Source organism: Mycobacterium sp., from assembly GCF_035640695.1.
Classification (GTDB): Bacteria; Actinomycetota; Actinomycetes; order Mycobacteriales; family Mycobacteriaceae; genus Mycobacterium.
Map to the genome: position 1 here is coordinate 21660 of NZ_DASQVQ010000021.1, position 19966 is coordinate 41625.

Annotated in this window: 16 protein-coding genes; 8 read left to right on the forward strand and 8 right to left on the reverse strand. The window is 64.5% G+C overall.

Annotation, left to right across the window (positions count from 1 at the left end):
• Positions 1 to 3 precede the first annotated feature (3 nt).
• The 4 genes from VE759_RS02720 to VE759_RS02735 form a co-directional block, all read right to left on the reverse strand.
• Entirely contained in the window at positions 4 to 3330 is a 3327-nt protein-coding gene (locus tag VE759_RS02720) for a protein kinase domain-containing protein (RefSeq protein ID WP_324927988.1), read from the reverse strand.
• Between the two features lie 168 nt (positions 3331 to 3498).
• Positions 3499 to 4917: an NAD(P)/FAD-dependent oxidoreductase gene (locus VE759_RS02725; RefSeq protein ID WP_324927990.1), complete on the reverse strand. Its 1419-nt coding sequence runs from the start codon at positions 4915 to 4917 to the stop codon at positions 3499 to 3501.
• A 69-nt stretch (positions 4918 to 4986) separates the two neighbouring features.
• Positions 4987 to 6750 carry a DUF3556 domain-containing protein gene (locus VE759_RS02730; RefSeq protein ID WP_324927991.1) on the reverse strand — a complete coding sequence of 588 codons (1764 nt, stop codon included), beginning with the start codon at positions 6748 to 6750 and terminating at the stop codon, positions 4987 to 4989.
• Between the two features lie 30 nt (positions 6751 to 6780).
• The gene (locus VE759_RS02735) at positions 6781 to 8244 is read right to left on the reverse strand and encodes a class I adenylate-forming enzyme family protein (RefSeq protein ID WP_324927993.1); all 1464 of its coding nucleotides are present in this window, start codon (positions 8242 to 8244) and stop codon (positions 6781 to 6783) included.
• A gap of 174 nt (positions 8245 to 8418) precedes the next feature.
• Here VE759_RS02735 and VE759_RS02740 point away from each other — a divergent pair, with 174 nt between their 5' ends.
• Both VE759_RS02740 and VE759_RS02745 read left to right on the forward strand, forming a co-directional pair.
• Complete coding sequence (locus VE759_RS02740; RefSeq protein ID WP_324927995.1) at positions 8419 to 9705, forward strand: PucR family transcriptional regulator; 1287 nt, start codon at positions 8419 to 8421, stop codon at positions 9703 to 9705.
• 142 nt (positions 9706 to 9847) lie between these two features.
• Positions 9848 to 11098, forward strand: a complete 1251-nt coding sequence (locus VE759_RS02745) for a helix-turn-helix domain-containing protein (RefSeq protein WP_324927997.1) — start codon at positions 9848 to 9850, stop codon at positions 11096 to 11098.
• A 32-nt stretch (positions 11099 to 11130) separates the two neighbouring features.
• On the opposite strand, the gene VE759_RS02750 is transcribed toward VE759_RS02745, so the two are convergent.
• From VE759_RS02750 to VE759_RS02760, 3 genes are all read right to left on the reverse strand, one after another.
• Entirely contained in the window at positions 11131 to 11718 is a 588-nt protein-coding gene (locus VE759_RS02750) for an HdeD family acid-resistance protein (protein WP_324927999.1), read from the reverse strand.
• A gap of 144 nt (positions 11719 to 11862) precedes the next feature.
• On the reverse strand, positions 11863 to 12351 hold the full coding sequence (locus VE759_RS02755) for a DUF1003 domain-containing protein (RefSeq protein WP_324928000.1): 489 nt from the start codon (positions 12349 to 12351) through the stop codon (positions 11863 to 11865).
• Positions 12348 to 12971: an HdeD family acid-resistance protein gene (locus tag VE759_RS02760; protein ID WP_324928002.1), complete on the reverse strand. Its 624-nt coding sequence runs from the start codon at positions 12969 to 12971 to the stop codon at positions 12348 to 12350. The genes VE759_RS02755 and VE759_RS02760 overlap by 4 nt, the downstream gene beginning before the upstream one ends.
• A gap of 344 nt (positions 12972 to 13315) precedes the next feature.
• Between VE759_RS02760 and VE759_RS02765 the strand changes: the two genes are divergently transcribed.
• From VE759_RS02765 to VE759_RS02790, 6 genes are read left to right on the forward strand one after another with little or no spacing between them, the layout of a single operon-like run.
• A complete protein-coding gene (locus VE759_RS02765; protein WP_324928004.1) occupies positions 13316 to 14821 on the forward strand; it encodes a long-chain fatty acid--CoA ligase in 1506 nt (501 codons plus the stop codon).
• Positions 14822 to 14824: 3 nt separating this feature from the next.
• Positions 14825 to 16519: a PHA/PHB synthase family protein gene (locus tag VE759_RS02770; RefSeq protein WP_324928006.1), complete on the forward strand. Its 1695-nt coding sequence runs from the start codon at positions 14825 to 14827 to the stop codon at positions 16517 to 16519.
• 2 nt (positions 16520 to 16521) lie between these two features.
• Positions 16522 to 16971 (forward strand): MaoC family dehydratase, encoded by a 450-nt coding sequence (locus tag VE759_RS02775; RefSeq protein ID WP_414687817.1) that lies wholly within the window; start codon positions 16522 to 16524, stop codon positions 16969 to 16971.
• A complete protein-coding gene (phaZ, locus tag VE759_RS02780) occupies positions 16968 to 17792 on the forward strand; it encodes a poly(3-hydroxyalkanoate) depolymerase (protein WP_324928008.1) in 825 nt (274 codons plus the stop codon). The genes VE759_RS02775 and phaZ overlap by 4 nt, the downstream gene beginning before the upstream one ends.
• Positions 17793 to 17801: 9 nt before the next feature.
• Positions 17802 to 18986: an acyl-CoA dehydrogenase family protein gene (locus VE759_RS02785; protein ID WP_324928010.1), complete on the forward strand. Its 1185-nt coding sequence runs from the start codon at positions 17802 to 17804 to the stop codon at positions 18984 to 18986.
• Between the two features lie 13 nt (positions 18987 to 18999).
• Positions 19000 to 19221 carry a hypothetical protein gene (locus tag VE759_RS02790; protein WP_324928012.1) on the forward strand — a complete coding sequence of 74 codons (222 nt, stop codon included), beginning with the start codon at positions 19000 to 19002 and terminating at the stop codon, positions 19219 to 19221.
• Between the two features lie 31 nt (positions 19222 to 19252).
• Here VE759_RS02790 and VE759_RS02795 read toward each other — a convergent pair whose 3' ends face one another.
• Complete coding sequence (locus VE759_RS02795; RefSeq protein WP_324928014.1) at positions 19253 to 19681, reverse strand: hypothetical protein; 429 nt, start codon at positions 19679 to 19681, stop codon at positions 19253 to 19255.
• Between the last annotated feature and the right edge of the window lie 285 nt (positions 19682 to 19966).

Genomic DNA, 19966 nt, shown 5'->3' on the forward strand with positions numbered 1-19966 from the left:
GACCTAGCGGGCACCAGCGAGTCCGGCGTCGACCAGCAAACGTGATAGCCCAACTTCCTCACATCGCGCGGCGACCTGCGGCAGCAAGTCGTTGGCTTGGTTCAGCCGGCCTGTCGCAGACAGCATCTCCACCAACAGCAGCCTCACCTGCAGCGCCGCCAGCGGTCTGCGTTGGCCGTCGATGGCCGCGGCGAGATCAGCGGCGCGTCGGCACGCCTGCTCCCGCTCGTCGGGGGAATCACGCACCGACAGCATGCGGACGGCAGAGTCCTCGTCGAGTTCGGCTGTGATTGTGGCGATGCCGTCGCCGTGTGGGACGGCACGGGTCGAGAGCAATCGCGCGGCAACCTCCGGATCAATTGCGATGCCCAGCCGAATCCGCTGATTTGTGATGGCGGCGGCGAGCCGCGGCAGCCGCAACCGCTCGGCCACCGCCATGCCGGCCGCAAGGCGTTCGGCCGCCGCGGCACTATCTCCCTGCGCTGCTTTGATTCTGGCGCCCATCACGTATTTCGCGGCCAGATAATCCACTCCGCCACCGTCGGATCCAAGCCGATAGCTCTCCTCCAGCAGACGGGTGGCCTCGCTCACCTCGCCGGTTTCGTAAAGCAGCCGGCCGAGAAGCGCACCGGCTAACAGCGCGGCATGCGAGTGCTGTCCGACCGTGACAGCGATCTCGTATGCTTCTCGGAAGTTCTTCAAGGCAGCCGGGATGTCGAGTTGATATCGGGCGGCCATGCCCCGGTAGCAGTGCGCGTAGACGCTGGCGAACGGCCCCATCATTTCGTGGTAAGGCACGGCCCAGTCGAGCAGTCGGTGCGCGGCGTCGAAGTCGAAGCGGTAGATCGCCGCGAACGCCGCGATATTTCCGGCCACTCCGGGCACCCGGGGATGTAGGGAGTCCGGTCGTGACATGGCTTCGCCGACCAACGCATCGATGCTGGCCGGCCGGTCGGCGAATGCTTCGGCAACACCTCGCAGAACGTCCGCTTCTGCTCGCAGATCCGCCCGCGTCGCGTCCGGCAAATCCGCGCGGTTCAGCGCGGCCTCGAACCGATTCAGCGCGGCGCCGGCCGGCGCTAAACGTTGAAGCAGGATATTGGCCCAGGCGATGACCAGTTGCAGCCGAGCCCGCGAGATCACCAGCCGCGGCGGCAACTTTTCGACAATCCCGAGCAGGGTCGTCATCTTTGCCTGTTCGAGCAGGTTTGTCTCGTCCTTTTCGATGAGGTCGACCGCCCGGGCGGGATCGCCCGAATACAGCGCATGGTCGACAGCCTCCTTGAGGTAGCCGTGGTCAGCAAACCACGCCGCCGCCGCGCCGTGCAGTTGTTCGACCTGCTCGGGCCGGTCACGATCGAGTCGGCGGCGCAAAAACTCGGCGAACATCTGGTGGTAGCGGAACCAACCAGGGTCATCGTCGATCCGCTGCAGGAACAGACCGCGATGCTCGATGTCGTCGAGCATCGCATGCCCGCGAGCCGAGCCGGTCAGCGCCGACGCCAGGCCGCCGCAGGTCCGCTCGGTGATCGACGTAACCAACAGGAACTCTCGGATGCCGGGGTCAAGTGTGTCGAGGACACTCTCGGCGAGGAACTCGCCGATAACATCGGTTGCCCCGGACAGCCGGCTAACCAGACTGTGCGCGTCGCCGCCGCCGCGCAACGACAGCGTCGCCAGCTGCAGCCCGGCGGCCCACCCGTCGGTCGAAGCGGTCAACGCCTTCACGTCGCTGATCGGCAACCGCAAGCCGCCGATATCGTTCAGCAAGGACTGGGCTTCTTGGACGTCGAAACGCAACAAAGGGCCGTCTATTTCGACTAACTCGTCACGGATCCGCAACTTACTGACCGGTAGCCCGGCGCGCGACCAGCTGGTCACAATGATCTGCAGGTGATGGCACCCGTGCTCGAGCAGAAAACCCAGAGCAGCAATGGTCCGGTCATCCGACACTCGGTGCCAGTCATCGATAACCACCGCTATCCGGTCGTCCTTCTCGTGGATGTCGTCGATCAGCGACGTCAATACATAGCGGCCGGCGTCGTCGCCGTGCTCTTCGAGCACCTGTCCCAACGACTCGGCCAGTGCCGGGCGGACCCGCCGGATCGACTCGAGCAGGTGCGCGAGGAACCACACCGGGTTGTTGTCGTCGTCGTCGATCGTCAGCCAGGCGACCGCGACACCGTCGCGCGAAAGTCGCTCTCGCCACTGCGCCGCCAGCGTGCTCTTGCCGAATCCCGAGGGCGCGTGGATGAGGATCACGCGTCTGTCGGCGCCCGCGTGAAGCACGTCGGTAAGTCGGCGACGGGTAACCAGCGATCGGGTGGGTACGGGCGGACGGTACTTCGTCGCGGGTGTCGGAGGCGTCGGTGTCGCATGCCGGCGAATCGACGCTGGCCCGGCCGGCTTTCGGCGCTCCACGCCCAGCTCGACGGGACGTGCCATGTCGTCGACCGTGACGCTGTTGTTGCGCTGAACCTCGCGCAGCTCTTCGCCGAATTCCTCCGCGGTTGCCGGCCGGTCACCCGGAGCCCGTGCCATCGCACGTTCGATCACCGTCGACACGTCGTCCGGCAGGCCGCGCGCGCGTAGGTCCGGGATCGGTTGTGCAGTGATCCGCAAGAACTGAGCGACCACCTGCTCGCCGCTGCGGCGCTCGAACGCGGCGTGGCCGGTGAGTGCACAGAAGAGCGTCGCCCCAAGCGAATACACATCCGATGCCGGGGTCGGCGAGGCACCCTCGAGCACTTCCGGTGCGGTGAAAGCCGGCGAACCGGTAATCACCCCCGTCGCGGTCTCGAAGCCCCCAGCGATTCGAGCGATGCCGAAGTCGGTGAGCTGTGGTTCGCCGTAATCGCTCAACAAGATGTTCCCCGGCTTGACGTCACGGTGCAGTGTGCCCACGCTGTGGGCGGCCTGCAGCGCACCGGCCACCTTCACCCCGATGCTGAGCGCCTCATGCCAGTCCAGCGGCCCGTGCCGGCGGATCACCGACTCCAGTGAATCTTTTGCGTGATAGGGCATGACGATGAATGGCCGGCCCTGTGCCGTCGTGCCGACCTGCAGAATGTTGACGATGTGCGGGTGCCCCGACAACCGGCCCATCGCACGCTGCTCGCGCAGGAAGCGGTCGACATTGTCCGGATCAAGGCCAGAGGTCAATACCTTGACGGCAACGGTGCGGTCCAACAGCGGCTGAACGCACCGGTAAACCACGCCAAAGCCGCCGCGGCCGGCCTCCTCGACGTCGTCGAACCCCAGGTCACGCAATTCGGCGGCGATGTCGGGAACTAGATCCTGCCGCGTCGCATGCGGATCCGCGTCGGCCATCGACGATCACTATCCTCAGCCCGGAGGCCATTGACCTCCATTGATCGACCAGTAACGACACAATATCGCTGCTCGTGGCGACCGGCGGTATTCCGGCCAAGTTGGCGGATCAGCACGCTCGTGCCGTCCACCAGGGTCCACCCGCGGTGGGTGAAGTCAGCGAATCGATCACCGTTGACCAAGCTCACTGAGCGCAATTCCGGCAGCGTTGGCGCCACACATTCCGTGAGCGCCCGGGCCGGGCGGCGTGGCCGCCGAGCAGATGAACATGCCGGGGACCCCGATCTTGTACGGCGACAGCGTGATTCGCGGTCCGAACGTCAGCTGGCGGAGGTCCTTCGACCCGGTCATGATGTCACCGCCCACGTAACTTGGGTTGTAGCAGGCCATTTGGGCGGTAGTGCGGACACGCTGGCCGACGATGCGCTCCCGGAAGCCCGGCGCGAACCGCTCGATCTGGGCGATGATCGCGGCGGTGGCGTCACCCGAATACCCGTTTGGCACGTGTGCGTATGTCCACACCGGATTGATGTTGCCCGCCGAGCGTTGCGGGTCGGCCAGGTATTGCTGCCCGACCAGCACGAATGGCCGCTCCGGCATGCGTCCGGCATGGATGTCGCGTTCCGTGGCGGCGAGTTCGGCGAAGGTCCCCACCACATGAACCGTCCCGGCGTGACGCGCAGCCGAATTGGTCCAGGGGACGGCGCCGTCAACCGCGAAGTCGACTTTGAACGCGCCCGGACCCCGGCGAAACCGCCGGTAGGCGGTGGCAACCCGGGGCGGAAGGCGATCGGCGAGAACGCCGGCGACGGCTTCGGGCGCCAGATCGAACATTGTCACGTCGGCCGAAGGTAGTTGAGAGGCCGTCTCAATTCGCGTGCCTGTTTCGATCTTGCCGCCCAGGTCGACGAGCAGCGACGCGAGCGCGTTGGTGATCGCCTGCGAACCACCGGCTGCGACGGCCCAGCCGTGACGATGGCCCGCGGCGATGATGCCCACCCCTATCGCCGATGCCATGGGATAGTGCAATGGCCGGAATGCGTGTGCCGCAACGCCTCCGAACAACGCGCGGGCTTCCGGGGTGCGAAACCACCTGGCAAGGGTTGACGCCGGCAGCACCGTCGGCGCACCGAATCGGGCCAGCACGAGCGGGTGGCGCGGGACCCGCAGCAGCGGTCGCATGATGTCCTCGGAGAGGACGTCGAACCGCTCCGACGGCCAGCCGAATAGCCTGCACCACCGGGAGCCGTCGACGCCCAGCCCGTTGGCCGTGGCGTCCACCGAGCGGCACAGCACTCCGGCGCTGCCGCCGTCCAGCGGGTGGACGCAATCGATTTCCGGACGGCGCCATTCGAGACCATACCGGTCCAGCCCGAGCCGGCGCAGAAACTGCGAGCCCACAGCCATCGGGTGGATCGCCGAGCAGTGGTCGTGCAGCAGGCCGGGAACGATTTCCTCGCTGGTGCGGGTGCCGCCGCCGATTTCATCGGCGGCTTCCAGCACCGTGACCGCGACACCGGCCCCGGCCAGCCTGACCGCGGCGGCCAGGCCGTTCGGCCCGGCCCCCACGACGATCGCGGTACTCATGCGCGATCCGCCTTCGGCTTCTCGCTGGTACTCACGCGCGATCCGCCTCAGAGATCGCTTGCGAGTTGGTCATTTCGCCCCGGCCAGCGACCAGGTCACCTCGGTGGGAATCGGCCCGTTGGGCAGCCATGGCTGTTCCTTGACGGCGTCGCACACCTTCCAGGTGCCCCGCTCGATCACGCCGAGCGCCGCGTCGATCACCTTGTAGTGCTGGACCTCGCTGCCCCAACCCTGCGACTCCACCCACGCGACCACGAGCTCACCCGGCTCGAAAGCCGCCTCCCTCTGCATCGCGGCGATCATGTCTTCGTTGTGCAAGTGTCCGTCGCCGAAGTTGAAACCGACCAATGAGTTGCACACGAACTCACCCTCCCGCACGGAGCGGGTGTCGATGTCGGGCAGGTTTTTCAGCAGCACCGAGAACAGGCCGCGGCCTTGGCTGTGCATCGTGCGCCAGGCAGCCGTCTGCTGCATGGTGATCTCGGCCCACTTTGGCTCGTAACCGAAATCGACGAACTGGTCGACCTGATTCTTGGCGGTCCGCGTGACCTGGTTGAGTTTCGCCTCCCCGCCCGGCGCGAACGCCCACACCGCCGACGCCCAATTGCCGGCGTACTGGCGCATCGAGGGCAAGAACGACACCTTGTCAGGCCGGAAGTTGCCCAGGACCGGGTAGAACAGCAGGGCGGCCGCGACCACAAGTGCCAGCCACGGCGGTGACATGTCGGTGACGCCATAGCCCCGCCAGGACGGAAAGCCGAGGAACAAACAGATCGTGGCGTACGCGAACAGCACGTTCCACTCCAGCGGAACCGCCAACGGGAACGTCGAGATGATGAACAGGTGGAACGCCACCATGATCACCGCGGCGAGCACGGTCAGCCACGGCCACGGCGACAACAACAGCGCCAACGGGGCGATGATCTCCACGGTCGTGCCGGCGATGTGAGCCATCACGTCGGCCACCCGCGATGGGCGGAGATCCCGCGGGAAGTCGCGGTAGTGCGCGCGCTTGAGCCATTTGAACGGAACAGAGGGGCTGTTGCTCACCATCGGCGGCACCACGTTGGCGAAGTGCTTGCCGAACTTCGACACCCCGGCGCCGACCCACACCACCACGATCAGCAGCTTCAGCGCGATGATCATGTTGACGAACGGGAACACCGCGAAGATGATCAGGGCCGGCAGATACTGCTCTCCACGGGCGGCCAGGAAGATGATCTTGTCTCGCAACCCGATCAGCACCAGCAGCGCAATCGGCGCGACGAGCAGCCTCGGATCCACCAGCCCCGACGTGTTGTCCGGCATCGCTCGCGACAGCGAATCGCTGTGCACCCCGGGCGAAAACAGCGGGATCGCGACGCTGATCAGAAGCGCGAAGTAGATAACGACATCGACGAGCGTGCGCCGGTCCCCGGACGTGAATGGTATCCAGCGCCACGGCCTCAGCCGGATCGTTCCGGGTCGCGCCCAAAACAGGATGCCGCCGGTCATCGGTTTGATCTTGCCGGCCAGCGGGCCCCAGGATCCGGCCACGCCGATCGTCTCCAAGAGCACCGTCCACAGGATGGCCTTCTGGTAGACGATCGGCTGGTTCCACCACTCGGAGACGCGCCAAAACGCTGGCAGGTGCGACGTGAGCGTGGCCACCAGAACGCCGCCCAAGGCGTAGAACAGCACCAGCTTGGCGATGTAGAGCGTGTGCACCATTCGCGGCGAACCGAATCCGTTCTCGGCCCAGTTCAGCGCGAGGATTCGCATCCGCTCCATGAGCGGCTTCTGCAGGAAGGCATCCGGGTCCACTTCGGGCAGATGTGGTTTGGTGAAGCCCATTTCAGCTCTCCTTTGTCGAGTCGGTTTGGTTCAGTGCGTGCCGGAGCACAGTTGGCGCAACTCGGGTTTGACGATCTTGCCGACGGCATTCTTGGGAAGGTCGTCGAGAATCGTGATCTCAACCGGGAGCTTGTATTTCGATAGCGAGTCACGTAGGTGCGCATCTATCGCGTCGGTGCTGAGCTCGGCGCCGGAGTGCAGCGAGACGAACAGCACCGGCTCTTCTCCATAGACGGTGTTGGCGCGCCCGACCACGGCTGCCTCGGCGATCTGCGGGAGTTCTTGCGCAACGGCTTCGATCTCCTTGGGGTAGATGTTCTCCCCACCGCGGATGATCATGTCCTTCGCACGGTCGACCAGCACGAGGTAGCCGTCCTCGTCGAATCGTCCGATGTCGCCGGTATGCAGCCAGCCGTCGACGAGCGTCTTGGCAGTTTCCTCGGGTTTGTGCAGGTACCCGCGCATGACGTTGGGGCCCTTTATCACGACCTCGCCGGCCGCTCCGCCGGGTACGGGCCGGCCGTTTGCATCAACGAGCCGAATCGTTTGACCTGGTAGCGGTAGTCCGACCGTGCCCGCCTTGCGTTCGCCGGAAAGCGGGTTCAACGTGCTGGCGCACGAGCCTTCAGACAGTCCGTAGCCCTCGATGATCGGAATGCCGTAACGCGACTCGAACCGTTCCAGCAAGGAAACGCTGGCCGGCGCCGCCCCACAGATGGCGAACCGAACCGATGACGCGTCGGGTTTCACACTGTCGGGTAGGCCGCACAGCATCGTAAAAATCGTCGGTACCCCGGAAAAGTATGTCGCGCGGGTTCGCTCGATCCGTTCGAAGAACGTATCTGTGTTGAACCGTCCGGCAACGCTCGTCCGGCCCCCGGCCAGCAGCGGCGAGAGGGTCCCGACCACGATTCCGTTGACGTGAAACAGCGGCAGGATCAACAGGCTGTGGTCGGTACGCGTAAGTTCGAGCGCGTCGATCACCGCGTGGCACATCGCATCGAGGTTGGCGTGGTCGAGCATCACGCCCTTGGGCCGGCCCGTGGTGCCGCTGGTGTAGACCAGAAGCGCCAGCAAATCGTCCTCGACCTGCGGTACGTTGACCCCGACAGTGGGCTCCGGGCTGTCCAATTCGTGGGTCGCCACCACCGACACTCCCGCGTAGAACCCGGGGGAGGTGTCGACGATCAGCACCTTGGCGCCCGCATCGGAGAGCTGATAGCGCACTTCCGCCGGGCGCAGCGTCGGGTTGACCGGCGTGATCGTGGCGCCCACCCGCCACGCCGCGAACATCGAAACGACAAAGCTGGCGGTGTTGGGCAGCATGATCGCGACGACATCGCCGGCCGTTACGCTGCGGCCACGCAAGCACGCGGCGGCGCGGCGCACGGCACCCAGAAACTGGGCGTTGTTGAGGTCGGCGTGGTCATCGGCGACCGCCGGCCCCTCCGGATCTTCGGCTGCGCGGAGGTCGGGCAAGGCCGCCAGGTTCATGGGCCTGCACTCCTTTGGTTGCGGTGGGTGAGTGGCGACAACGGTAGGGCTCGGTCGTGCGCTGGTGCAGTCGCCGATCGACGAAATGCGTCGAGGTTGTTGTCGCCCGGAAACAACGCTTTGACCACCGTGAATCGCCTGCTAGTGGCGATCGCAGGGGCTAGCGTCGTGGACATGGCGAAAGCGAGTCTCGAAAGAGACGTCGATATAAGGCGCAGTGTCGCGGAGACGGCCGCCCGGCTGCACGCTCGCCTGGCGGAGGTGTCGTCCTCCATGCGCCGTGTCCTTGAGGATCAGATTCCCGAGTTGCACGGCGATGCCCGGCTCATGGAGCTGCTCGGGGCGAGCGTGGAGGGCAACGTCGACAACGTGCTGGAAGCGCTGCGCTACGACATCGCCGTGGAGCGTGTCGAGGCGCCAACCGCCGCGCTGGAGTACGCCCGACGATTGGCGCAACACGGCGTCCCCGTCAACGCGCTGGTACGCGCCTATCGGTTGGGCCAGCGCCACATGAACGAAATCGTGTTCGCTGAGGTGCGCGCGAGCGACGTCCCGGAATGGGCGCGCTACACCATTCTGGAGGCGATCACCACCATGCTGTTCGAGTACATCGACTCGGTTTCGCAGCAGGTCGTCGCCGTGTACGAAGACGAACGCGAACGATGGCTGGAAAACCAGAACAGTCTTCGCGCGGTGCGGGTTCGCGAGCTTCTGGAAGCTCGCAAGTCGGTCGACGTAGATGCCGCAATGACATCGATCCGCTATCCGCTGCAATGGCACCACCTCGCGCTTGTCATGTGGTATCCGGATGTGGGCACCGAAGGTGATGAGCTTGCCCGGCTGCAACGGTTCCTGCGCGAACTTGGCCAAGCAACGGGCGCCGGCGCGGCCCCGCTTTTCGTTGCCGCCGACCGGACATGCGGATGGGGTTGGCTGCCCTATCGTGGCGCGGCCGCAGGCGCTTCGGCCAAAGTCCGTCGGTTCACGCTAGCGCGAACGGGTTCTCCGAGCGTGGCAATCGGGACGATGGCCGGCGGCATCGAGGGTTTCCGCCGATCGCATCGGGAGGCCGAGGGTGCACGCCGCGTTGCGATCGTTGGGGGCGGGCATCAGCCGACGGTGATCGCGGCCACCGACCCGGGGGTGTCTGTCGCGGCGCTGCTCGGTGGCGATGTCGTCGACACCCGCGCATGGGTCGCCGAAGTCCTCGGCGACCTCGCCGCCGACACCGAGAACGACGCGCGGCTGCGCGAGACGCTGCGGGTGTATCTGGGTTGCGGTTGCAGCTACAAGACGGCCGCCCAGGAGCTCAGCTTGCACTTCAATTCGGTGAAGTATCGCGTTGGCCGCGCCATCGACCGGCGCGGCCGCGACATCGGCAGTGACCGGCTCGACGTCGAACTCGCCTTGCTTATCTGTCACTGCTACGGCACCGCGGTTCTGCAGCCCGATACCCGATAGACCCGCATCGGGTCGAAGTGGCCGACCGCGTGTAGATACCCGGTCAGTTGCGGCGCTGTCATTGTCTGGATGACAACGGCTACGCCGTTTTTTGTTGTTTTGGCACAAGGCGACGGTTTCGCGCTCCCCTAATCTGCCGCGCATGAATAACAACGGCGTACAACAGCTGGTCGCTGAGGTGGCCCTCGGCGTGCAACAGCAGGTCCCTGAGGTGGCCCACGGCGTGCAACAGCAGGTCGCTGAGGTGGCCCAGGCGATCCATTTGCGCACCGATGAACTCGCGGTCCAACTCGCCCTCGCAATCACGCGCGAGGTGCACCTGTATGACGGGGCCGCACCGGTGCCGGTCGATGTGGTCGCCGCAGGCTGCGCGGCCAACATGCGGCCGATCTTCGCCGCGATTGCCGCCGACGCCGAATTCGACACCACCGCTGCGACCGAGCTCGGCGTCGAGCGTGCCCACGACGGCATGCCGCTGTCATCGGTGATGGAGGCCTACCGCGTCGGATTCCACCGGGTCTGGGACGCCGTGGTCACCGAAGCGGCGAGCCGGAATGTCAGCGGCGATGCCCTGCGCACATTGACGGCGAAACTGCTTGCCGCCCAGGAAGTCTTCACCGACGCGATGGCGGTCGGATACCGCGACGAGCAGACCCGCACGCTACGCAGTGACGCGTCGCAGCGCTCGATGCTGATGGACTCACTACTGCACGGACGGGTCGTCGAGCGATGGAGCCTGTGGGAAGCCGCCGACCATCTTCGACTGCCGACCAGCGGTCCATACGTGGTGATCGCGGCCGAGGTTGCGGTTGCGGGCAGCGAAGCGCTGCCGAACATCGAGTCGAAGCTGCGCAGCTTTGATGTGTTCTCCGCGTGGCGATTGCTGCCCGACGTGCACGTGGGCATCGTGCACGTGAGGAGGGACAAATCCCTCGGCGATGTGCTGGCATTGGTGTCGCGGTTGGCCACCGCCCGGGTCGGGGTGAGCGCGCGCTTCGATGACCTGCGTGACGCGGCTCAGGCGCTGCGGTTCGCCCGCATGATGCTGGTCGGCCGGCCCGACCCGGGCCTGCTCGTCTCGGTGTTCGACGGCTCGATATTGGCAAGCGCCGCGGTCAGCGCGCCCGAAGTGTTGGTCAAGCTGGTCACGCCCACCATTGATGGTTTCGCCGGACTTGCCGACCAGGAGCGCGAGGTGTTGTTCGAGACGTTTCGGGCGTGGGTGGAAAACGACGGATCGATGCGCACGGTCGGCGACTTGTTGTTCTGTCACCCCAATACCGTGCGCTACCGGCTGCACCGCATCGAGCGGTGTACCGGGCGGTCCTTGTCGAACCCGCGCGATCTCGCCGAACTGTGCCTTGCCTTCGAGGTGCAACGCCGCCTTATGTAGCCGACGTTGTTCTCAGCCACATGAGCGAAGACTCAGGCCGCACGGGGTTGCGTTATCTTCTCGGCCTTCTTCACATCGCTGCGCATCGCGAAACCGGACACGATCTCCATCACACCAATGACGATCAGCCAGATACCGACCACCAGAGCCAGTGTGACGATCGAGTCGAAAGGCCATGCAAGAACCACGATTCCGGCGATGATGCTGATGACTCCGAAGAAAATGGCCCAACCGCGACCGGGAACCCCCCGATCGCTGACGCCCATTGCCGTCGTCGACACGCCGCGGAAGATGAATCCGACCGCGATCCAGATGGCGAGTAAGAGAATTGCGTATCCCTCACCAAAGTGGCGAAACGCTAACACCGCGAGGATCAGCGATGCTGCGCCGCTGATGAGGAGCAAGACTCTTCCACCCGCTGACACCGGCAGGCTGAACGCGAAGATAACCTGCCAGACGCCGGAGACCACCAGGTACACGCCGAACAAGACGGCGGCCACAACGATCGAAGGTCCTGGCCACAGCAGGATGACGACTCCGAGGATCACCGCAAGGACCCCGGAGACAATCGCGGATAACCACAACCGTTGCACAAGGCGCGGAAACGGGCTGGTAGTCATGTCCGAAGTGTTTCACAGCGCGGACCGCGCCGGCGGAATTTCACCATCATCCGAGTCATGCTTCGTCGAGAGCCGGAAAAAACAGTTCCTGAGTAAGCATCGGCGACGCTCGCGATTGCTGCGTCTGGGGTCGTTATCGCCATCTCATGTGGCCGCTGGGGAACCGGGGGACCCGGAAGCCGATTGTTCGATGAAGCGCTTGTGCAATTCCGCTGTCAACAAGTGAATTTGGCGAGTCAGCTCCGTGTTGGTCTTGAGCTCGATGTCTTGGGCGTGGTAGTCGTGGTCGGCCTTGGCCTGCTGAAAGGCCGCCTGCCGGTTTTGCCCGATCATCACGAAGGTCGAAAGGAAAATCGCCTCCAGCGATACCACCAGGGTCAACGTGGGCCATGGGCTTCGTTCCAGAAGCAGCATCCACACGGCAAACAGCGCCGCGTGAAGCCAGACGAAGTTCATCGACCCGGCGAACGTGGTAATTCGGTCGGCCAGACGGAGCTGAAGATCCTGGCTCCGTCTGTGTGCCTCCTCCACCACGGCCGGATGGTGCACCTGACCGCTGCGCAGCAACCGGCGCGGAATCAATTGCGGGATGGGCAATCGCGGTATGCGCCCCTGGGCGTGCGGCGTCGTCATGGCCTGGCCAGGTGATTTTCCAGCGCGGTGGCGTCGCGGCCGGCGTCTCGAACCATGAACGCCGAAGCGATCTGGCCGATCCCTTGAATCAGCGCTCCGGCGGCGACCCACGCGACCAGGACCGTAACCGACGCCTTCCAGGAACCGGCCGCCCAGAATCCGATCGCCAGTTCGGCCAGGCCACCAAGCAGCAACACCCACCACCCGGGCGTCCTGCTCGCCGAAATTGCCATCGCGATATCGAAGGCGCCCCGGAAGACGAAGTAGAAGCTCATTATCGCGGCCAACGCGACGAAAGTGTCCGATGGACGGAGGAATGCGAATACCCCGACGACCACAAACAACGCCGCCAGCAGCCAGTGCAGGATGCGCCAGCCCTTTGACGACACCGCACCCACCATGATTTCGTTCGCCGCCGCGACGAAACTGAAGACACCGAAAAGCGCGGCTATCGTCGCGACCGTGGTGTAGTTGAACCGCAGGATCACGACGGCGATGACTATCCAGGCCACGCCGGTGATGAGAAGCAGCCACCAATATCGCGTAGTCGCATGGACGAGGTCGAGGACCGGACGTGGCCGGTCCGAGGCTGTCGTGGCGGCCTGACGGGTCGTATTCATCGTTGCTCCAACCAATCGATTTGATAGTTATGCACGCGAGTGTCGCTATGCGACCGCCGTGGCCAGTCTTCCGACCGACCGACGGTGGCAAGAAGTCATTGTTGTTCCGAGCGGAACCATTGGTGCTGTTTTTGACTACAACGTCATTGCAGCGATGGTGTTGCATAGCACAGTTTGCGAATTACGGTGCGGAGCCTGATATGCACCCTAGACATCTGCAACCCGCGGGCCAGTGTGCGCCCGTACACCGAGGCAGCGTCAACGTTGTTCGCCATGACAATGGCGCCCAGCGAGACGAACGAGACGATGGAACCGTCAGCCAAGCGGTTGTGGATGGAGTCGACGTGTCGAATCTTGCGCTCAACCTTGCTGCTACCGCGCGGCGTATCCCCGATCAGGCGGCCACGATCACCGACGTGGGCACGATGAGTTACGCGGAGCTGGACGCCGAGTCCTCGCGATTCGCCACGCTTCTACATCGCAAAGGCATCGGGGCGGGCGACCGGGTGGCTGTCATGCTGCCGAACATCGCTGCCGTTCCGATCAGCTACTACGGCATTTGGCGGCTGGGCGCAATCGTGGTGCCGATGAACCCGCTGCTGAAAGCCCGCGAGGTGCAGTTCTACCTGTCCAACACCGCGGCCAAGGCGGTGTTCTCGAGCCCCGGATTCTCGGAGGCCGCGGCCGAGGGCGCTTACGCTGCGGGCTCGGAGCCGTGGGTTATCGATGATGCCGAACTGGCGTGGTTGACCAAGGATCTGCCCGAGTTCGGCGAGCCCGTCGGACGCGCCGATTCCGACACCGCGGTGGTGCTGCACACATCGGGCACGACCGGTCGGCCGAAGGGCGCAGAGCTCACCCACGGAAGCCTGAGTACCAACCAGGAAGTCGTGGTGCGGACGTTGCTGAAGCTGACCGACACCGATGTAGTGCTCGCCTGTCTGCCGTTGTTCCACGTGTTCGGGATGACGTGCGCGATGAACGCCGCGATCGCGGCGGGCGCTGCACTTTCGCTGATGCCGCGATTCGATCCCGTAACGGCGATCGAGCGGATCCGCCGCGATCGCGTGACGGTGCTGGAGGCGGTTCCCACCATGTACTCGGCGCTGCTCGCGGTGGCCGATCAGTTCCCACCAGAAGCGACCGCGACGTTACGGACGTGCGTGTCGGGTGGTGCGGCTCTGCCAATGCAGGTTCTCGACGATTTCGAAAAGGCCTTTGGGGCGGTCATTCTGGAGGGCTACGGCCTGTCGGAGACGTCACCGGCGGTGTCGTTCAATCATCCCGACGCAGAGCGCCGGCCGGGGTCCATCGGCACGCCCATCGAAGGGGTGCAGATGCGCCTGGTCGATGACGATGGCAACGAGGTGGGCCCGGGGACGCCGGGTGAAATTCAAGTCAAGGGCCCGAATGTGATGAAGGGCTACTGGAATCTGCCCGACGCGACCCAAACTGCCATCAAGGACGGCTGGTTCTGTACGGGGGACATCGGTCGAGTCGACGAGGACGGTTACTACTACGTGGTCGACCGCAAGAAGGAGCTGATCATCCGCGGCGGCTATAACGTGTACCCGCGCGAGGTCGAGGAGGCTTTGCATGAGCATCCCGCCGTCGCCCAGGTGGTGGTGATCGGCATGCCGCACGACTCGTTGGGCGAGGAAGTGGGTGCCGCCGTGGTCCTGAAAAACGGTGCCTCGGCAGACCCGGAGGAGCTGCGCAACTTCGTCAAGCAGCGAGTGGCCGCCTACAAGTACCCGCGTCGAATCTGGCTGGTGGACAGCCTTCCGACCGGGCCGACCGGAAAGCTGCTGCGGCGCGAGGTCAAACCACCACCACTCGAGGAGGCGTGACAGGTGGAAGCCACCGCAACACAGGCCGCCGAGGAATTAGCAGCTCCGCTGGATCTGCTGCTGACCAGTTCGGCGGTCGGCGTGGCCGAGCGGATGATGCCCAACGTCTCCTGGAGCAGATTCGCGCTCAGTCTCGCCCGTCAGCCGCGTACGGTGGCAGCACGCGCGGCGGCACTCGGGCGGGAACTGATGGCCGTCGCCGAGGGCCATTCCGATCTGGCGCCTGCCAAGGGCGACAAGCGTTTCGCCGATCCGGCGTGGCAGGGCAATCCGCTGCTCAAGCGGACGATGCAGGCCTATCTGGCCACCGATAATACGGTGAACCAGCTCTTTTCGGATGCGAAGCTGGATTGGCGTGACGCCGAACGGATTCGGTTCGTGTTAGACGTCCTGACCGAGGGACTGTCACCGAGCAATAATCCGTTACTCAACCCGTTGGCGTACAAGGCATTGATCGATACCGGTGGGTTGAGCGCGGTTCGGGGGATCCGGCACTTCGTCGCCGACATGGCTTCCGCGCCGCGGGTGCCGTCAATGGTGCAGCCCGATGCCTTCACCCTTGGCGAAACCATCGCCACCACCCCGGGCGCGGTTGTCTTTCGGTGCGAGGTGCTGGAGCTGATTCAGTACACTCCGCAAACCGAGCAGGTGTGGTCGGTGCCGCTGCTGATGGTGCCGCCGGTGATCAACAAGTTCTACATCATGGACATCGCGCCGGGTCGCAGCATGATCGAGTACTTTCTGCGCCAGGGCCAACAGGTCTTCGCGATCTCGTGGCGCAATCCGGGTGCAGAACAGCGAGATTGGGACTTCGACACCTACGGCCAAGCAATCTTGGATGCGATGGATGCGGTTGAGACGATCACTCGGTCTGATCGCACCCACCTGCAGGCGTCGTGTTCCGGGGGCATCCTCGCGGCGATGACAGCCGCCCACCTGTCGGCGATCGGGGAGGCCGACCGGCTTGCCGGTCTCACTCTGATGGTGACCGTGCTCGATCAACGCAAAGCCGGATTCGCGGCGGCCGCCATCGATGAAGAGATGGCCAACATCGCGATTGCGTTGTCTGCCAGGAAGGGTTATCTGGACGGGCGGGCGTTGGCGGAGGTGTTCGCCTGGCTGCGCCCCACCGACCTGGTGTGGCGGTATTGGGTCAACAACTACGTGGAGGGCAAGTCGCCGGCGGCGTTCGACGTGCTGTTCTGGAATGCTGACACCACCCGGATGGCCGCCGCATTGCATCGCGACATGGTCCTGATGGGATTGCACAACTCGCTGGTCACACCGGGTGCGGTCAGCATGCTGGGCACCCCGGTGGACCTGTCGAAGCTGACCGTGGATGCGTATGTGGTCGCCGGGGTCGCCGACCACATCTCGCCTTGGCAGGCCTGCTACCGCAGCGCACGGCTGCTTGGCAGCGAGAACCTCCGATTCGTCCTGTCGTCCAGCGGGCATATCGCCGCACTGGTCAACCCACCGGGAAATCCAAGGGCGTCCTACCGAGCCGGCGGCGTCGACGAAGCCGATCCGGCCGTCTGGGTGGAGTCGGCTGAGAAGGACACCGACTCCTGGTGGCCGGACTTCGTCGCGTGGCTCGGCGCGCGCAGCGGCGAGAAGAACGCCGCGCCGGGCCGGCTCGGCGGCCCCGGCCTAGCACCGATGGAACCGGCGCCGGGCACCTACGTGCTGGAGCACTGACCGTGTTGGTTCTTGACGAGCCAGCCGATCTGCTCAAGCTGGTCGGCAAGCGCCTTGGTACCACCGACTGGATGCAGATCACCCAGCAGCAGGTGGACATGTTTGCCGATGCCACGGGTGATCACCAGTGGATCCATACCGACCCAGCCCGCGCCGCCAACGGCCCATTCAAGGGCACCATCGCCCACGGTTATCTCACCTTGTCGCTTGCACCGGTTGCCATTTCACGCGTGCTGCAAATCCGCGAGCTGACCGCTGCGCTCAATTACGGGCTCGACAAGGTGCGGTTTCCGGCGCCGGTGCGGGTCGGTTCACACGTCCGCGCCACCGTCGACGTGATGAGCGCCCGGCAGAAAACCTCGGGCGTGGAATCGGTATTCGGCGTGACCTACGAGATCGATGGCGAACCACGCCCGGCCTGCGTCGCGGACGTGATCGTGTTGTATCCATGACCGCCGCTATGTCGGAGAGGTTCAGCGTGGAACATCTCATCCCGGTTATCGGTCAACAGATCCGCGCCAACGTCCGTGCCGGGACGGGGGTGCCATTGGTGCTGTGTAACGGCATCGGTGCGAGCCTCGAAGTTCTCGATCCGTTAGTGGCGCAACTTGATTCGGACACCACCGTGGTGCGCTTCGACGTGCCGGGCACCGGCGCTTCGCCCGATTCACCGTTGCCCTATGGATTTCCGTACTTGGCCGCGGTGCTGGCACGACTGCTGAGGAAGCTGGGATTCGACGGACCCGTCGACGTGCTGGGCCTGTCGTGGGGTGGCGCGCTGGCCCAGCAGTTCGCCTTTCAGCACCCGCACCGGTGCCGGCGGCTGATCCTGGCATCGACGGGTACGGGTGCGATCATGGTGCCTGGGCGGCCCAGCGTTCTGGCGAAAATGCTTACCCCGCGCCGGTTCCTCGACCACGAATACGCAGCCTCCATCGCCGGTGAAATCTACGGCGGGACCGTCCGCACGGATCCGTCGATCGTCAAGCGGCTGTTTGACCGTCAGCTGATGGCCGGCTCGCGCGTCGGTTACCTTCATCAGCTGCTCGCGGGGATGGTGTGGACGAGCATCTTCGCGCTGCCACTGATCCGGCAGGACACGCTGATCATCGCAGGTACCGACGATCCGGTGATTCCATTGGCGAATGCCCGCATCATGCATCGGCTGCTGCCGCATTCCACCTTGCACCTGCATGCCGGCGGCCATGTGGACCTGATCACCAACGCCGCCGAGCTGGCTCCGGTGATTGAGATGTTCAGAGATCGGCAGTGAGGAGATCCGATGACCACCGCCACCGCCACCGACAGCGCCGACTTCTATGCACTGGAGTCCTTGCTGGACGACGAGGAGCTGTCGGTTCTACACAATGTGCGTCATTTCATGAAATCGGACGTCGAGCCCACCGTCAATCGGCATTGGCAGCGGGGAAGTTTTCCGTTTGAGATTGTGCCTGGCTTCCGGCAACTGGAGCTGTCCGGCCTGCCGTACCACGGATACGGTTGTCCCGGAAGGTCATTCCTGCTCGACGGCATGGTCGCAATGGAACTGGCGCGCACCGACCCTTCTATCGCCACATTCGCCGGCGTGCATGGCGGATTATCGATGGGCTCGATCTATCTGTGCGGAAGTGAGGAACAGAAGCAGTCTTACCTGCCCGGCATGGCCCGCCTCGACAAGATCGGTGCATTTGGCCTGACCGAGCCCGACGTCGGTTCGGGCGCTTCGCGTGGTCTGAAGACGACGGCCCGCCGCGACGGCGATTCGTGGATCATCAACGGGCAGAAGAAATGGATCGGCAACGCCACCTTCGGTGATCTCACCGTGATCTGGGCGAAGGATGTCGCCGACGGCCAAGTCAAAGGATTCATTGTCGCCAACGATGCACCGGGCTTCTCGACCACAAAGCTGGAGGACAAGATCGCGTTGCGGATTGTGCAGAACGCGGTGATCACTCTTGAGGACGTCCGCGTGTCGGAGGCGGACCGCCTACAGAACGCGAATTCGTTCCGCGACACCGCGGAAGTGCTGCGGATGACGCGCGCCGGGGTGGCGTGGATGGCCGTCGGCTGTGCACGCGGAGCATACGACAACGCATTGGCTTATGCGCTGTCGCGTGAGCAATTCGGTCGGCCGGTCGCCGGTTTCCAGCTGGTACAAGACCTGCTGGTCCGGATGCTGGGCAACATCACATCGTCGTGGGCGCTGTGCGCGCGGCTGTCACAACTGCAGGACGCGGGCCGCGCCGAGGACCGGCACTCGTCTCTGGCCAAGGCCTGGTGCACCGTGCGGATGCGCGAAACCGTCGGATACGCCCGCGAATTGCTCGGCGGCAACGGAATCCTGCTGGAACACAACGTCGGCCGCTTCGTCGCCGACGCCGAAGCGATCTACTCCTACGAAGGCACCCGTGAGATGAACACCCTCATCGTCGGACGTGCTATCACCGGACTCAGCGCGTTTGTCTGAACGGGAAGTCGCCATGACAGCTCTCATCGAACGCATTCGCCAGATCATCGAGCGTCACCGTGCAGACGACGGTGCGTGTAGTTGTGGGGCGAAAGAACTATCCCACCATTCGGGTCATCTGGCCAACGAGATCGTCGAACGGTTGGGATTGCGGCAAGAGCGGGTCGATAACAAGATCCGTTATGTGAGTGCATGGTTTGACGAGGAGCTGACGATGTTGGAGGGGGCTGAGTAGCTCAGAGGTCGGGCGGGTGCTTCGGTGCCGATCAAACCCGCTGCGCGGCCGCGTTGGCTCGCGCATACATGGCAGTGAGCGTCGCGTACTCGGCTTCGTCGATCGCGTCCAGCGCGAAGGCGATGGCGTCGTAGGCGTATCCCTCTGCCATGTCGGCATCCATCGCGGCCTCGCGCGCGTCGAATCTGTCCTCGGCCTTTTTGACGCGCGTGCGCGCTTTGGCCACGTGGGCGTGCCAGCCGTCGCGGATCTCCTGCCACTGCGACGACGCGTCAGCGCGTGCGGCATCTGCCTTGGTTTTCAACTGATCGGCGGCCGCGCCTGCCCGGTCCCGCGCGCTGGCAACGTCCGTTTTGAGCTGATCCCTGCTCCTGCGGGCGGCGGCCTTCAGTTCGTCGCTCGCGGCCCTCGCCTTGTCGGAGATTGTCTCGAACTTTGCGCTCAGATCGGCCTCTGCCATCGAAAGCTCCTTTGTCGGGCCAGGCGGGATTTCCGCCCTACTTGCATCGTCGGTGCCAGCCGGCGATCGGTCATTGTTCGGCGGGACACGATGTGCCGCGCGAGATTAGTCGCGGCGATAACCGGCCGCGCCGATCTACCCTCGATGACCATGGTGTCCGAGGACAACGACGCTCAGGTGCATATCGAGTGAGGCCGGCGATCCGGTGAATCGCGTTGAAGGCCTGGCCCGGCGGTTTGATCGCTGGCAACAGCGCCAGCACCCGATGGCGTTCGCCATTGCGTT

Coding starts and splice junctions, on each gene's coding strand:
- VE759_RS02795 (WP_324928014.1), bottom strand. CDS start 19,681: ATGGCAGAGGCCGATCTGAGCGCAAAGTTCGAGACAATCTCCGACAAG.
- VE759_RS02760 (WP_324928002.1), bottom strand. CDS start 12,971: ATGAATACGACCCGTCAGGCCGCCACGACAGCCTCGGACCGGCCACGT.
- VE759_RS02750 (WP_324927999.1), bottom strand. CDS start 11,718: ATGACTACCAGCCCGTTTCCGCGCCTTGTGCAACGGTTGTGGTTATCC.
- VE759_RS02735 (WP_324927993.1), bottom strand. CDS start 8,244: ATGAACCTGGCGGCCTTGCCCGACCTCCGCGCAGCCGAAGATCCGGAG.
- VE759_RS02790 (WP_324928012.1), top strand. CDS start 19,000: ATGACAGCTCTCATCGAACGCATTCGCCAGATCATCGAGCGTCACCGT.
- VE759_RS02720 (WP_324927988.1), bottom strand. CDS start 3,330: ATGGCCGACGCGGATCCGCATGCGACGCGGCAGGATCTAGTTCCCGAC.
- VE759_RS02725 (WP_324927990.1), bottom strand. CDS start 4,917: ATGAGTACCGCGATCGTCGTGGGGGCCGGGCCGAACGGCCTGGCCGCC.
- VE759_RS02740 (WP_324927995.1), top strand. CDS start 8,419: ATGGCGAAAGCGAGTCTCGAAAGAGACGTCGATATAAGGCGCAGTGTC.
- VE759_RS02730 (WP_324927991.1), bottom strand. CDS start 6,750: ATGGGCTTCACCAAACCACATCTGCCCGAAGTGGACCCGGATGCCTTC.
- VE759_RS02745 (WP_324927997.1), top strand. CDS start 9,848: ATGAATAACAACGGCGTACAACAGCTGGTCGCTGAGGTGGCCCTCGGC.
- VE759_RS02755 (WP_324928000.1), bottom strand. CDS start 12,351: ATGACGACGCCGCACGCCCAGGGGCGCATACCGCGATTGCCCATCCCG.
- VE759_RS02785 (WP_324928010.1), top strand. CDS start 17,802: ATGACCACCGCCACCGCCACCGACAGCGCCGACTTCTATGCACTGGAG.
- phaZ (WP_324928008.1), top strand. CDS start 16,968: ATGACCGCCGCTATGTCGGAGAGGTTCAGCGTGGAACATCTCATCCCG.